At 65.4% G+C, this 12,592-nt stretch carries 11 protein-coding genes; 7 read left to right on the top strand and 4 right to left on the bottom strand.

The annotated features are described in order from the left end of the window. Window positions 1-93: 93 nt before the first annotated feature. The gene (locus Q5Z11_RS15280) at window positions 94-969 is read right to left on the bottom strand and encodes a LysR substrate-binding domain-containing protein (RefSeq protein ID WP_303747184.1); all 876 of its coding nucleotides are present in this window, start codon (window positions 967-969) and stop codon (window positions 94-96) included. 167 nt (window positions 970-1,136) lie between these two features. On the opposite strand from Q5Z11_RS15280, the gene blaCESS reads away from it, so the two are divergent. The 4 genes from blaCESS (at window position 1,137) to Q5Z11_RS15260 (ending at window position 6,926) form a co-directional block, all read left to right on the top strand. Beyond that, window positions 1,137-2,036, top strand: coding sequence for a CESS family extended-spectrum class A beta-lactamase (blaCESS, locus tag Q5Z11_RS15275; protein ID WP_303747183.1), 900 nt, complete (start codon window positions 1,137-1,139; stop codon window positions 2,034-2,036). Between the two features lie 69 nt (window positions 2,037-2,105). After that, window positions 2,106-3,332, top strand: a complete 1,227-nt coding sequence (locus Q5Z11_RS15270; protein ID WP_303747182.1) for a cation:proton antiporter — start codon at window positions 2,106-2,108, stop codon at window positions 3,330-3,332. 73 nt (window positions 3,333-3,405) lie between these two features. Next, window positions 3,406-6,204, top strand: coding sequence for a protein kinase domain-containing protein (locus Q5Z11_RS15265; RefSeq protein WP_303747181.1), 2,799 nt, complete (start codon window positions 3,406-3,408; stop codon window positions 6,202-6,204). Window positions 6,205-6,326: 122 nt separating this feature from the next. After that, the gene (locus tag Q5Z11_RS15260) at window positions 6,327-6,926 is read left to right on the top strand and encodes a hypothetical protein (protein ID WP_303750064.1); all 600 of its coding nucleotides are present in this window, start codon (window positions 6,327-6,329) and stop codon (window positions 6,924-6,926) included. Window positions 6,927-6,986: 60 nt separating this feature from the next. On the opposite strand, the gene Q5Z11_RS15255 is transcribed toward Q5Z11_RS15260, so the two are convergent. Next, the gene (locus Q5Z11_RS15255; RefSeq protein ID WP_405051703.1) at window positions 6,987-7,898 is read right to left on the bottom strand and encodes a DUF3011 domain-containing protein; all 912 of its coding nucleotides are present in this window, start codon (window positions 7,896-7,898) and stop codon (window positions 6,987-6,989) included. A 206-nt stretch (window positions 7,899-8,104) separates the two neighbouring features. On the opposite strand from Q5Z11_RS15255, the gene aspS reads away from it, so the two are divergent. The 3 genes from aspS (at window position 8,105) to Q5Z11_RS15240 (ending at window position 10,977) form a co-directional block, all read left to right on the top strand. Beyond that, a complete protein-coding gene (aspS, locus tag Q5Z11_RS15250) occupies window positions 8,105-9,862 on the top strand; it encodes an aspartate--tRNA ligase (RefSeq protein ID WP_303747179.1) in 1,758 nt (585 codons plus the stop codon). Window positions 9,863-9,865: 3 nt separating this feature from the next. After that, window positions 9,866-10,387, top strand: coding sequence for a GNAT family N-acetyltransferase (locus Q5Z11_RS15245; RefSeq protein ID WP_303747178.1), 522 nt, complete (start codon window positions 9,866-9,868; stop codon window positions 10,385-10,387). Between the two features lie 326 nt (window positions 10,388-10,713). Beyond that, window positions 10,714-10,977 carry a transposase gene (locus Q5Z11_RS15240; protein ID WP_303747177.1) on the top strand — a complete coding sequence of 88 codons (264 nt, stop codon included), beginning with the start codon at window positions 10,714-10,716 and terminating at the stop codon, window positions 10,975-10,977. A gap of 41 nt (window positions 10,978-11,018) precedes the next feature. Here the strand turns inward: Q5Z11_RS15240 and Q5Z11_RS15235 are convergent, their stop codons facing one another. Further along, on the bottom strand, window positions 11,019-12,035 hold the full coding sequence (locus Q5Z11_RS15235; RefSeq protein WP_303747176.1) for a FecR family protein: 1,017 nt from the start codon (window positions 12,033-12,035) through the stop codon (window positions 11,019-11,021). Continuing rightward, entirely contained in the window at window positions 12,032-12,514 is a 483-nt protein-coding gene (locus Q5Z11_RS15230) for an RNA polymerase sigma factor (RefSeq protein WP_303747175.1), read from the bottom strand. The genes Q5Z11_RS15235 and Q5Z11_RS15230 overlap by 4 nt, the downstream gene beginning before the upstream one ends. Window positions 12,515-12,592: the final 78 nt, after the last annotated feature.

The following is a 12,592-nucleotide window of genomic DNA, read 5'->3' as shown; positions in this document are numbered from 1 at the left end:
CCGAGCCATGCTCGGCTGGGGCTTTACCGGTGATGCTCCTGCCGAGCATGGCTCGGCACTACAGGTGACGCCTTTGCCGAGCATGGCTTGGCACTACGGGGTCAATCCTTCCTGCGCCAGCAGCCATAGCCGGAAGCGTCGCAGTGGCTCGCGCTCCTGCCGCGAGCGCAATCGCGTCAGCCAATACCTGCCCAACGACAACGTCTGTGCGAAGGGCTGCAGCAGCCGTCCTTCGGCCAGATCCTGCTCGAACATGCGCAGTGGCAGCAATGCCACTCCAGCACCTGCGGCCGCAGCACTGGCCAAGGTCAGCGACGAATCAAACACCGCGCCACGCGCTTCAACGCCGCTGATACCCGCTTGCTGCAACCAACGCGGCCACTCGTCATTGCGGTAGGAGCGCAGCAGCGGCACGTTGCCGAGATCACGCGGTTTCCGCAGTTTCCGCGCTACCGCCGGCGCGCACAGCGGCGCGAACAAGGTGTCGACGATCGGCGTGCACTCCTGCCCCTGCCAGTCGCCATCGCCGAAGCGGATTGCCAGGTCCAATCCTTCGCCAGCCAGATCGATGCGGTTGTTGTGGGTCTGCACGCGCAGCTCGATATCCGGATGCGCGGCCTCGAACTCGGGCAGGCGCGGCAGCAGCCAACCGGTGGCAAACGTACCGACCACGCCAACCGTCAGCACTTCGCGGAAGCGGCCGCCGGTGAAACGGTCCAGTGAGATCGCGATGCGGTCGAAACTCTCGGTCAGCACCGGATACAGCGCCGCGCCTTCGTCTGTCAGCGCGACGCCGCGTGGCAGCCGATGGAACAGGCTGACCTGCAGCCGGTCCTCCAGTCCACGGATCTGATGGCTCAAGGCCGCCTGGCTCACGCACAGCTCCAGGGCAGCCCGGGTGAAGTTCAAATGGCGGGCGGCGGCCTCGAAGGCGCGCAGGGCATTGAGCGGCAGCTGGGGACGGATCATGTTGGAGTCATGATGAAACTTGATGGTCAGGCGCATTATTCCGCCTTGACTGGCTGAAATGTCGGCTTTGCTGCAAATTTAACTAATGGCTCCCGATGATTCTTCGCGTTGGTCCATTGGCATCATGAGCGCCAAGATCGGCTGCATAACCTTCTGGGAGAGTCGCCATGCTTGCTCGTCGTCAGTTCCTCAGCTTGGGCGGAGCCGCGCTCGCCAGTGCATTACTGCCTGCCGCATTGGCAGGTGCTGCCGAGGCCAACACCGCTCCGGCAGCGCCGCCTACCGCTGCTGACTTCGCTGCGCTTGAGAAGGCCAGCGGTGGCCGACTGGGCGTATGCCTGTGGAGCCCGGCCAGTGGCGCCCGTTATGGGCATCGCATGGATGAGCGCTTCCCGATGTGCAGTACGGTCAAGTTCCCGTTGTCGGCCGCGGTCCTGCATCGCGCCGATGCCGGGCAGCTATCGCTGGACCAACGTGTGCCGGTACGGCAGACGGACATCATCGACCACTCGCCGTTCACCGAGCGCCACGTCGGCAAGAGCATGACCGTGCGCGACCTGTGCCGGGCGACGATGATCGTCAGCGATAACGCTGCAGCCAATCTGCTGCTGCCGCTGATCGGCGGTCCAGCCGGACTGACTGCGTTCCTGCGTGGGCAGGGCGACCGCGTCACCATCAGTTCGCGCAACGAACCTGAGCTCAATCGTTTTGCAGCGGGTGATACACGCGATACCACCAGCCCGGCGGCAATGGCCGGCAACCTGCAGCGTTTCCTGCTCGGCGACGTGCTCAAGGAAACGTCGCGACAGCAACTGGCTGACTGGCTGATCGACAACCAGACCGGCGACGCGCGCCTGCGCGCCGGCCTGCCGCAGGGCTGGCGGGTCGGCGACAAGACCGGTAGCAATGGTCGCGACACCACCAACGATATCGCCGTGCTGTGGCCGCTGGCCGGCGGCACGCCATGGTTGCTGGTCAGTTACCTGCAGGGCTCTGCACTGGATGATGACGGCCGGAATGGCATCCTGCGCCAGGTAGGGGAGCTGGCCGGCGCCCGTCTGCGCTGACGAATTCGCCGTCGGCGCGGCGGTGACCGGTATGCATGCCCGCGCAACCGGTCCAAGGGAATTCGCGTCATGAGCAAGGAAGTGATCTATCTGTTGTTGATCTTCGCGCTGCTGGTCATCCCGCGCGCGCTGCAGCGTTTCAGCATTCCGGCACCGCTGACCTGCCTGGTATTCGGCATCGGCGCGATGCTGTGGCTGGGGGACGGTTCGCATGATCCGGTGGTCAACCTGCTCGCCACCCTGGGCATCTCCTCGCTGTTCCTGTTTGCCGGGCTGGAAGTGGATCTGGCTGATCTGCGCAAAGGCATGTGGCCGCTGCTGACCCATCTGCTGATCCGCAGCGCTACGCTGACCGGCGTGGCCTGGTTGGCATGGCACTACGCCGGCCTGCCTTGGCAGGCGGCGGCCTTGCTGGCGTTGGCGCTGCTGACGCCTTCCACCGGCTTCATCATGGATTCGCTGTCCCAGCTTGGGCTGGATGATGCCGAGCGGTTCTGGGTGAGCAGCAAGGCCATTGCCGGCGAGTTGTTGGCGCTGGCTGCCTTGTTCGTGGTGCTGCAGGCTGGCGACCCGGTGCATATGGCGCTGTCGAGCATGGCCTTGCTGGCGATGATGGTGGGCCTGCCATTGCTGTTCATCGGGCTGGGCCGCTGGGTTGCGCCGCATGCACCCGGCTCGGAATTCTCGCTGCTGGTGATGGTCGGCATGCTGGCGGCCTACATCACCTATGCGCTGGGCGTGTATTACCTGGTGGGTGCATTCATTGCTGGTCTGGTCGCGCGCCTGTTGCAGCAGCGCATGCCATCGCTGGCCTCGCATGAGAACCTGCACGCGCTGCGCCTGTTCGCATCGTTCTTCGTGCCGTTCTATTTCTTCAACTCGGGTACCAAGGTGCCAGCTGAAGCGCTGAGCTTCGAAGCGCTGGGGCTGGGCCTGCTGATCACCCTGGTGGTGCTCCCGCTGCGCATCGCGGTGATCTGGCTGCAGCGGAGAGTACTGTTCGGCGAGAGCTTCCGCACCAGCCTGCGGGTGGCGCTGGCCTTGTCGCCGACCTTGATTTTCACCCTGGTGCTGGCGGCGATCATGCGCGAGCGCTTCGCAATATCGCCGGTGCTGTTTGGCGCGCTGCTGCTGTATGCGGCGCTGACAACACTGTTGCCATCGCTGGTGTTCCGGCGGCCGATGGACGTGGATCCGTTGAGCAACGAAAGCCCGGCACCTGTTGATGCCGTGGTCGTAAGAGAAGATCCGGTTGATGCAGACAATTCGTCGGCCACTTCGACCCCCAACGCCTGACTCTTACGTACCGCAGCGCTGAGTGGCGCTTATCATCCCCTGAATCGACACGACCTCGCTTTGGAGCAGGCGTGTGGCAAAGGGGATAGGCGTGGATCGGGAAAACTGGCAGCAGGTGCGCGAGCTGTTTGATGCGGTGTGCGAACTTGAACCGTCGCAATGGCGGACCGAGCTGGCACGGCTCAGTGCCGATCCGCAGGTCATCGCCGAAACCCTGGAGCTGCTGGAAGCGCAGACCAGTGATCTTGGCAATGCACGCGAGCCCATGGAGCAGCTGTTCGCCGCTGCCGCGCCTGCGGAGTTGAGCGATGGTGATGTGATCGGTCCGTGGCGGCTGTGCGAGCGCCTGGCCAGCGGTGGCATGGGCATCGTGTTCCGCGCCGAGCGCGCTGATGGGCTGTATGCGCAGGAGGTGGCGATCAAGTTCCTGCAGGGGCGGCCCGGCGCACGCGTTGGCGAGCGGCTCGCGGCCGAACGACGCATCCTCGCCAGCCTGCAGCACCCGAACATCGCGCGCCTGTATGACGGCGGAACCACGCCGGCAGGGCACCCGTACCTGGTGATGGAATACGTGCGTGGTGAGCCGCTGGATGTGTATTGCGCACGCCGGCAACTCGATCTTCGGCAACGCCTGCAGTTGTTCCTGAAAGTCTGCAATGCGGTGCAGGCTGCACATGCAAAGCTGGTGCTGCATTGCGACCTGAAGCCCTCCAACATCCTGGTGCGCGAGGACGGCGAGCCGGTGCTGCTGGACTTCGGCGTGTCGCGGCTGCTGGATGATGCGAACGATGAAGCGGCGGCGCAGTTCTTCACTCCCGCCTATGCAGCGCCGGAGTTGCAGGCAGGGCAGGTCAGCGGGGTTTCCAGCGATGTGTTCGGCCTGGCTGCCGTACTCTGTGAGCTGGTGGCGGGCAAGGGCGGGCGGCGCGGTAGTGCCGAGGCAGGCAAGGCAGTGGTCGCGCCAAGCCTGCGGGCAGGCGCCGATTGCTCATGGCGACGCGCCTTGCGTGGCGATATCGATGCGATCGTGGTGCGCGCTGGTGCGTTGGTACCGGAGCAGCGCTATCCCTCGGTGGAGGCGATGGCGGCTGACCTGCAGAAGCATCTGCAGCACCGGCCGGTGCAGGCGCGCAACGGTGGGCGCATGTACCGCGGCGGCCGTTGGTTGCAGCGCAACTGGAAGGGCGTCGGCATGCTGCTGGCGATGCTGCTGCTGGCCGTTTGGTTTGTCTGGCGGCTGGAGCAGGCGCGTGTGCAGGCCGAACAGGAAGCGCGGGTCGCGCAGGAGGTCAGCGATTTCCTGGTGTCTGCTTTCGATGCAGCCAATCCGCGCAAGGGCGAACTGCGCGGCAGCAACGAGGTCACCGCACGCGAGGTGCTGGAGGCCAGTCGCGCACGCATCGACCAGCAGCAGTGGAGCTCGTCGCTGGTCAAGGCACGGCTGCAGTCGGTATTGGCGCAGGCTTTCCAGAATGTTGGCGAGACCAGCTCCGCCGAAGCCTTGTACCTGGCATCGATTCCGGTATTGCAGGCAGCAGGCGCAGGCAGTCGCGACATCACTGCAGTGTCGCTCAATGAGCTGTCGACCTTGTTGGCCAATGCGCAGCGCGGCAAGGAGTCCGAACAGTTCGCCCGCCAGTCATTGGCTTTGAATTCGCCACAGCCGCCGCTGGTGCGCCACGCCCAGGCGTACAACTCGCTGGGTCTGGCCTTGAACGCGCAGCGGCGCTTCGATGAAGCGGCACAGGCCTACGATCAGGCGCTGGCCATCCATCTCACCCTGCACAGCGGACCGTTGCGCGTAGCCACTGTTACCCAGAACAAGGCGCTGATGTACATCGAGAAGGGTGACTACGTGCTGGCCGAGCAGATGCTGCGGCAGGCCGGGGAACTGCGCCGGCCATGGGGCACGCGGACCTCAGAATGGTGGAGCGGGCAGTTCGCGCTGATGCGCGCCATCGCCGCGCAGGGTCGTTACCAGGAGGCGCTGGCCGCAAGTGACGAGGTGCTGGAACTCGCCCTGCATCTGTTTGGCTCGGCCAACAGCAATGTTGCGGTGATTTACAACGAACGTGGTGGCCTGCAGCAGGATCTGGGCAACTACGCCGAGGCGGTGCGCGAGTACCGCAAGGCCCTGGACCAATACACCCAGTTGGGCGAGGCGAAGACCATGGATGCCGCGGTTACCCAGAACAACCTGGCCGGGCTGGAGCAGGTACGTGGTGACGCTGCGGCCGCCCGCGCGCTGTTCGAGAGCAGCCTGCAGATCCGGCGTGCGGCGCTGGGTAACGACGCATCGCAGGTGTGGGTGGTGGAGGCCAACCTGGCCCGCTTGTTGATTGAAGAAGGCGATCTGCAGCAGGCGCAGCCATTGATCGCACATGCCCGCGCCGGGTGGGCCGGGCAGGTTGCACCCGGGTATTGGCGACGCCAGCTGGCGGAAGCAACCTGGGCGCAGCTGCAGGTTGCCCAAGGCGATCTGGCTGCTGCCGATCAGGCCTTGGCGACCATCAAGCAACACCTGCAGGACGACGACATCCGCGTCCAGCGCCGCTATCTGGCGGTGCTGGCGCAGCGCCAGCGCAAGGCCGGCGATGACGCGGCGGCGGCACAGACGCTGCAGGAACTGGTCGGTGTGTACGCAAGCGGGGTTGGCGAAGCTTCGGTGGAGACCGCCCGCCAGCGCATTGCCTATGCCGATGCGCTGGCGGCAGCTGGTCAGTGCGATCAGGCCCGGACGGCGCTGCGCAAGGCGATGCCGGCCGTGCAGCAACAGCTGCTGCCGGGCAACCGCCTGCGGCAGCGGGCGCAGGCGTTGCTGGCAGGGTCGGACTGTAGCGCGGTCGCTGGCGCTCAGGCAGTTGGTCAATGATCGGCGTGGCGGCGTGCTTGCCCTGGCGCCGGCTGCGGAGCCCAGCTGACGGGCTTGCCGGCACCGGGCGCAGCGGCTAGGGTCGGGGCATGACCAAGAAACCTCTTCAAGTTTTGCCCTGGATGCTGCTCGTTGCTGCATTCCACTCTGTCCCGACCACAGCGTTCGCCGCCGCGCCAGCGGACCAGTTCATGGCCGCCGTGGCCAGCCATTGCGGGCAGGCATTTGCCGGCCGCGTGATCACCAATACGCCGGCCTCGGCCACGCCGGACCCGTTCGACGGCAAGCAACTGGTGATGCATGTGCGCGGTTGCGATGCACCCACGCAGGAACTGCGGGTGCCGTTCCATGTGGGCGAGGATCGCTCACGTACCTGGGTGTTGACCCGCAGCACTGCCGGCCTGCGGCTGAAGCACGATCATCGCCATGCCGACGGCAGCCCGGATGCGGTGACCATGTACGGTGGCAATACCGTGGCCGCAGGCAGCGCCAAGCGCCAGCAGTTCCCGGTCGATGCGGAATCGGTGGCGATGTTCACCGCGCAGGCGATGACTGCATCGAACAACAACACCTGGGCGATGGAGATCGAGCCGGGCAAACGCTTCCTCTACGAGCTGTCGCGGCCGGACGGGCGTCTGTTCCAGGTGGAGTTCGACCTGGGCAAGCCGATCGCGCTTCCGCCGCCGCCCTGGGGCGATGAAGCCGGCCCGGAAGGCGCCTGAGGATGCAAAAGCGAAGGGCGCCTTGTCGGGCGCCCTCTGCTGTTTACGCTGTCGCGGGTTTCAGCGGGCGCCGAAGCGGGCCCGGCAGCCGCCGTTCACCCAGATGCTGTTGCCGTTGTAGCCCCAGTTGCGGCCTTCCACACAGCGCGTGTCGGAGGTCTGCTGGACGATGACCGGGCGCCCCTGGCGACGGTCCCATGCACAGGTATTCGAACGATTGCTGTTGCTGTGGCAGTCCACGAAGTAATTGTTGCCGCCCCAGCCGCCGCCGTTGCCCCAGCCACCACCGCGGCCTTCGGCGAACTCGCCGCGGCAGCCGCCGTTGACCCAGACGCTGCCGTTGTTGCTGCCCCAGTTGCGGCCTTCGGTGCAGCGGGTATCGGAGATCTGGCGCACCAGTACCGCGCTGCGCCAGCCGGTGTTGCAGACCACATGCCGGTTGCTGTTGCTGTCGCAGCGGATCGTCTGGTTGCCGTTCCCGTTGCCCGGGCCGCCACCCCAGCCACCGCCACCACCTCGGCCTTCGGCGAACTCGCCGCGGCAGCCGCCGTTGACCCAGACGCTGCCGTTGTTGCTGCCCCAGTTGCGGCCTTCGGTGCAGCGGGTATCGGAGATCTGGCGCACGAGGACCGCGCTGCGCCAGCCGGTATTGCAGACCTGCTGGCGGTTGCTGTTGCTGTCGCAGCGGATGGTGCGGTTGCCATTGTTGTTGCCCGGGCCGCCGCCCCAGCCACCGCCGCCGCGGCCTTCGGCGAACTCGGCGCGGCAACCGCCGTTGACCCATACGCTGCCGTTGTTGCTGCCCCAGTTGCGGCCTTCGACGCAGCGCGTATCGGAGACCTGGCGGACCAGGACTGCGCTGCGCCAGCCGGTATTGCAGACCTGCTGGCGGCTGCTGTTGCTGTCGCAGCGGATGGTGCCGCTCTGGCCGCCGGGGAAGCCGGATTGGGCCGAAGCAGGGGACGGGCTCATGGCCAGCCCCAGCAGGGCAGCCAGGCCAGCGAGCAGAAGGGGACGGTTCATGGCGGCTTCCCTGTTCAGGTTGAGTGGCCGAACTATAGGCGCAGGGCCGCTTAAGGCTGCGTGACTGATCGCCGGATTTGCTCCTGCACCCGCTGAGCGCCAAAATACGGGGCTACCCGGCACCGTTTCGTACCGGGCCCCCTGCGGAGCTTTCCATGCGTACCCATTTCTGCGGCCTGGTCGACGAGACCCTGATCGGCCAAACCGTGACCCTCGCCGGCTGGACCGACGTTGCCCGTAACCTCGGCGGTGTCTGCTTCATCGATCTGCGCGACCACGAAGGCATCGTCCAGGTCACCGTTGAGCCGGATAACGCCGAAGTGTTCGCCGTCGCCGCCAGCCTTGGTTACGAGGACGTGCTGCAGGTCGAAGGCGTGGTGCGCGCGCGTCATGCGGTCAACGACAAGATCCGCAGCGGCAAGGTGGAAGTGATCGCCACCCGCATCAGCATCCTCAACAAGGCTGCGCCGCTGCCGTTCCATGCGCACGAGAACCCGGGCGAAGAAACCCGCCTGAAGTATCGTTACCTGGACCTGCGTCGCCCGGAAATGCAGCGCATGCAGCGCACCCGCATCAAGCTGGTGCAGGCGCTGCGCCGGCATCTGGACGCGCGCAACTTCCAGGACATCGAAACCCCGATCCTGACCAAGGCCACCCCGGAAGGCGCACGCGACTTCCTGGTGCCGGCGCGCATGCACCCGGGAGAGTTCTACGCCTTGCCGCAGAGCCCGCAGCTGTTCAAGCAGATCCTGATGGTGGCCGGCTTCGATCGTTACTACCAGATCGCCCGTTGCTTCCGCGATGAAGCCCTGCGTGCCGACCGCCAGCTGGAATTCACCCAGCTGGACATGGAGTTCGCCTTCGTCCGCGAGCGCGACGTGCAGGATTTCGTCGAGGACATGATCCGCTCGATCTTCAAGGAAGTGGTCGACGTCGACCTCGATGCCAGCTTCCCGCGCATGACCTGGGCCGAGGCGATGCGTCGCTACGGTTCGGACAAGCCGGACCTGCGCATCGCGCTGGAGCTGGTGGACGTGGCCGAGCTGGTCAAGACCAGCGAGTTCCCGGTGTTCACAGCTGCTGCCAATGACGCCGACGGCCGCGTGGCCGCGCTGCGCATCCCGGGTGGTGCCAGCCTCAGCCGCAAGCAGATCGACGAGTACGCCGCCCATGCCTCCAAGTACGGTGCCAAGGGTCTGGCTTACATCAAGATTGCCGAGAACGGCGAGATCAGCTCGCCGATCCAGAAGTTCTTCGCCGAAGATACTTTCGCTGCGCTGCTCAAGCACATTGGTGCCGGCAACGGCGACATCGTGTTCTTCGGTGCCGGCGGCTACAACAAGGTCTCCGACTTCATGGGCGCGCTGCGCCTGAAGGCCGGCAAGGACTTCAACCTGGTTGCCGATGGCTGGGCGCCGCTGTGGGTCACCGACTTCCCGATGTTCGAGTGGGACGAGGAAGAGCAGCGCTACGTCGCCCTCCATCACCCCTTCACCGCACCGGCGGTGGACGATGTGGCCGAGCTGCGCGCGCACGCCAAGACCGCGGTTTCGCGTGGTTATGACATGGTGCTCAACGGCAACGAGATCGGTGGCGGTTCCATCCGTATCCACCGCCCGGAAATGCAGAGCGCGGTGTTCGAGCTGCTCGGCATCGGTGCCGAAGAGGCGCGCGCCAAGTTCGGCTTCCTGCTGGACGCACTGAACTTCGGCGCACCGCCGCACGGTGGCATTGCCTTCGGTATCGACCGTATTGCCGCGCTGATGGCCGGTACCGAGTCGATCCGCGACGTGATCCCGTTCCCGAAGACCACTGGCGCACAGTGCCTGATGACCGATGCACCGTCGCCGATCGCCGACGCGCAGCTGGCTGAAGTCCACGTGCAGGTGCGTCCGCGCGCCGACAAGGCCTGAGCCTTGTCCGCTGACGCCAGCATCCGTCGCGCGACGCCCGATGATGCTGGCGTGCTGTGCACGCTGGCCGAACGTACCTTCGTGGAGACGTTCGGCCATCTGTATCCGCCGCAGGATCTGGCCGATTACCTGGCCACGGCCTATCCGCTCGAACTGCAGCGGCAACAGCTGCAGTCCGGTGATTACGCGGCATGGTTGCTGGAAGTGGCCGGCGAGGCCGTTGGCTTCGCGTTTGCCGGTCCCTGCGGTCTACCGCACGTGGATGCCCGCGCAACCGACGGTGAGCTGAAACGCCTGTATGTGCTGGGGCAGTACCAGGGCAGCGGCCGTGGCGGCTTGCTGTTTGATGCGGCCCTGCAATGGCTGCAGACGCCGGGGCGTACGCTGTGGATTGGCGTGTGGTCGGAGAATTTCGGCGCGCAGCGTTTCTATGCGCGGCATGGCTTCGAGAAAGTCGGCGCCTATGAATTCCCGGTAGGCACGGTGCGTGACAATGAGTTCATTCTGCGGCGGCTTGCTGGCTGACAGACGCTGGTCGATGTTGGGTTGTCGCATCGCATCGCATCGCAGTGCAAGTGCCTTGCCGAGCATGGCTCGGCACTACAGTTGTGTGCCTGTACTTGTCGCGATCCTCGCATGCAGCAAAGTGTGCGCTGCATCGCTGTGGCTATGCTTCGCCGTTGCGTCTACACAGGAAAGGGGCTGGTTTGCGTTTGCATACGCGCGCGGCTTCCTGAACATCGGACCTGATAGCTGAGCCTCGTTGCTGCGGCCATGGTGCGGATTGTCTGGGCGCGATTACGGACGGCAAGACTGGCGTTGCATGCAGTTGCCGGCAAGGCGAAGCAAGCATGAGAAAGCTTTTTGACGAGGCTCAGGTGATCGGCTTCCTGCGCGAGCTTGATGCCGGCCAGACCCTGCGGGAGCTGTGCAGGAAGCATGGCTTCAGTGATGCGTCGCAGGTGCTCTTGCGGCGCATCTGTGGCGGTCCGCGCGCGCCTCATGCAAGCCACGTACGCCGGCTGCAGGTGGAGAACCGTCAGCTCAAGGCGTTATTGGACGCGCAGTTGCTGGAGCGTGAGCGGGTCAGGCAGGCGCTGCGCGAGCAGTTATGAGTGGCCGCCACGCGCCACGGAACTCGCCGGGCGCGTGTTGATCAGCGACTGAGCTCGGTCTCGCCGGCCGCATTGGCATGCGCCGAGACTTTGTGCAGTGCGGCCAGTGCCTCGACGAATCCGGCGCTGTCATTGCTGCGGAACACGCCGGAAACGCGTAGTTCGCCCAGCGCCGCATCGCGGACCCGCAGCGGGCTGCCGCCATAGCGGTTGAATTCTTCGACCGCCACGCGCAAGGGCAGGTCTTCAAACACCAGTTGGCCATCGATCCAGGCCGGCGCGCTGCCGCTCTGGACGTTCTGTACCAATGGAGCCTTGCCGGTGGCCATGTGCGCGCGCTGCCCAGGCGTGAGCGTGGCCACGGCAGCGGCGTTGTCATCGGCTGCGGCGGCGCGCAGCTGTACCTTGCCTTCGAACAGGGTTACATCCAGGCCATGTTCCAGGCGGTAGACCTCGAACTGGGTGCCGACGGCGCGCACGCTGCCCTGCGCGGTATCCACGGTCAGCGGGCGCGCGCTGTCGCGTGCGACCTTGAAGAATGCACGACCCTGATCGAGGCTGATGCGGCGTTGCTGCGCGCTGTAACGCACCCGCAGCGTGGTGCCGGTGTCCAGTTCGACCTCGGTGCCATCGGCAAGGGTGATGCTGCGCTGCTCACCTACCGCGCTGGCGTAGCGCTGCTCGCTCACCGCGGCTGGCGCCAGCAGTCGCCAGCCGATGACCACGGCGGTGATTGCTGCTGCGCAGGCGGCCAACCATCGCAGGCGCAGCGGCGGGCGCTGCGATTGTGGTTGTGGTCTGGTGTGTTCCGTCGGTACAGGAATTGCGGCCAAGCGCTGGCTGATCTCGGGTGCGGAAGCAAAGTCGCCGAGCACCGACCACATGCGCTCGACCCGTTCATAGGCGCGCCGATGCGCGGGGTCGGCATCCAGCCATGCCTGATGCTCAGCCTGCTCGCCTTCGCTCGGTTCATCGGCGTGCAGACGTGCGAACCACGTCGCCGCCTGCGTGCGGATCGGGTCAGCATCTTCAACGACTTCCAGTTTGCTTGCTTTCATGGTTGCTCCAGCCGCGTGCCGAAGTGGAGCAGGGCACGCATCATTTGTTTTTCAACCGCACTGACGCTGATACCCAACTGGCTGGCGATCGCGCCGTAGGTCAGGCCTTCGTAGCGGTGCAGCAGGAATACCTGTTGGCAGCGCGGCGGCAGGTCATCGAGAACCCTGAGGAAGGTCTGCAGGCGTTCGCGGTCCTGGTAGACGCGCTCACCGCTTACCGTTTCGGTGGGCCAGCCCTCTGCGGTCTCGTCAATGGGTACATGCTGGCCAACGTGGCGGGTACGGTCGCGACGAAAACGATCACGCAGCAGGTTGCCGGCGATCGTCATCAAATAGGCTTCGACGTTGTTGACCTTGTCGGCCTGCGGATCGCGCATCATCCGCACCAGGGTTTCCTGGGTGAGATCTTCCGCGTCCTCAACCGTGCCCAGGTGGTTCCTGAAGTAACGCATCAGGCGTGGGCGGTACTGTTGCGCCATGGCGCCAGCGTCCCGAGGGCTGTCGGGTTGTGGCTGAACGGGCGGCAGGGCTGCGGTCATTGGCAGGCGTTGACAGTC

The organism is Stenotrophomonas sp. 610A2 (assembly GCF_030549615.1).
Lineage (GTDB): Bacteria > Pseudomonadota > Gammaproteobacteria > Xanthomonadales > Xanthomonadaceae > Stenotrophomonas > Stenotrophomonas pigmentata.
The sequence above is the reverse complement of the archived record's forward strand: the minus strand, read 5'-3'. Positions and strand labels throughout refer to the sequence as shown.

Excerpts from the sequence above, each read along its gene's own strand:
- Q5Z11_RS15280 (WP_303747184.1), bottom strand. The coding sequence starts at position 969 with ATGATCCGTCCCCAGCTGCCGCTCAATGCCCTGCGCGCCTTCGAGGCC.
- blaCESS (WP_303747183.1), top strand. The coding sequence starts at position 1,137 with ATGCTTGCTCGTCGTCAGTTCCTCAGCTTGGGCGGAGCCGCGCTCGCC.
- Q5Z11_RS15270 (WP_303747182.1), top strand. The coding sequence starts at position 2,106 with ATGAGCAAGGAAGTGATCTATCTGTTGTTGATCTTCGCGCTGCTGGTC.
- Q5Z11_RS15260 (WP_303750064.1), top strand. The coding sequence starts at position 6,327 with ATGCTGCTCGTTGCTGCATTCCACTCTGTCCCGACCACAGCGTTCGCC.
- Q5Z11_RS15255 (WP_405051703.1), bottom strand. The coding sequence starts at position 7,898 with ATGAGCCCGTCCCCTGCTTCGGCCCAATCCGGCTTCCCCGGCGGCCAG.
- aspS (WP_303747179.1), top strand. The coding sequence starts at position 8,105 with ATGCGTACCCATTTCTGCGGCCTGGTCGACGAGACCCTGATCGGCCAA.
- Q5Z11_RS15240 (WP_303747177.1), top strand. The coding sequence starts at position 10,714 with ATGAGAAAGCTTTTTGACGAGGCTCAGGTGATCGGCTTCCTGCGCGAG.
- Q5Z11_RS15235 (WP_303747176.1), bottom strand. The coding sequence starts at position 12,035 with ATGAAAGCAAGCAAACTGGAAGTCGTTGAAGATGCTGACCCGATCCGC.
- Q5Z11_RS15230 (WP_303747175.1), bottom strand. The coding sequence starts at position 12,514 with ATGGCGCAACAGTACCGCCCACGCCTGATGCGTTACTTCAGGAACCAC.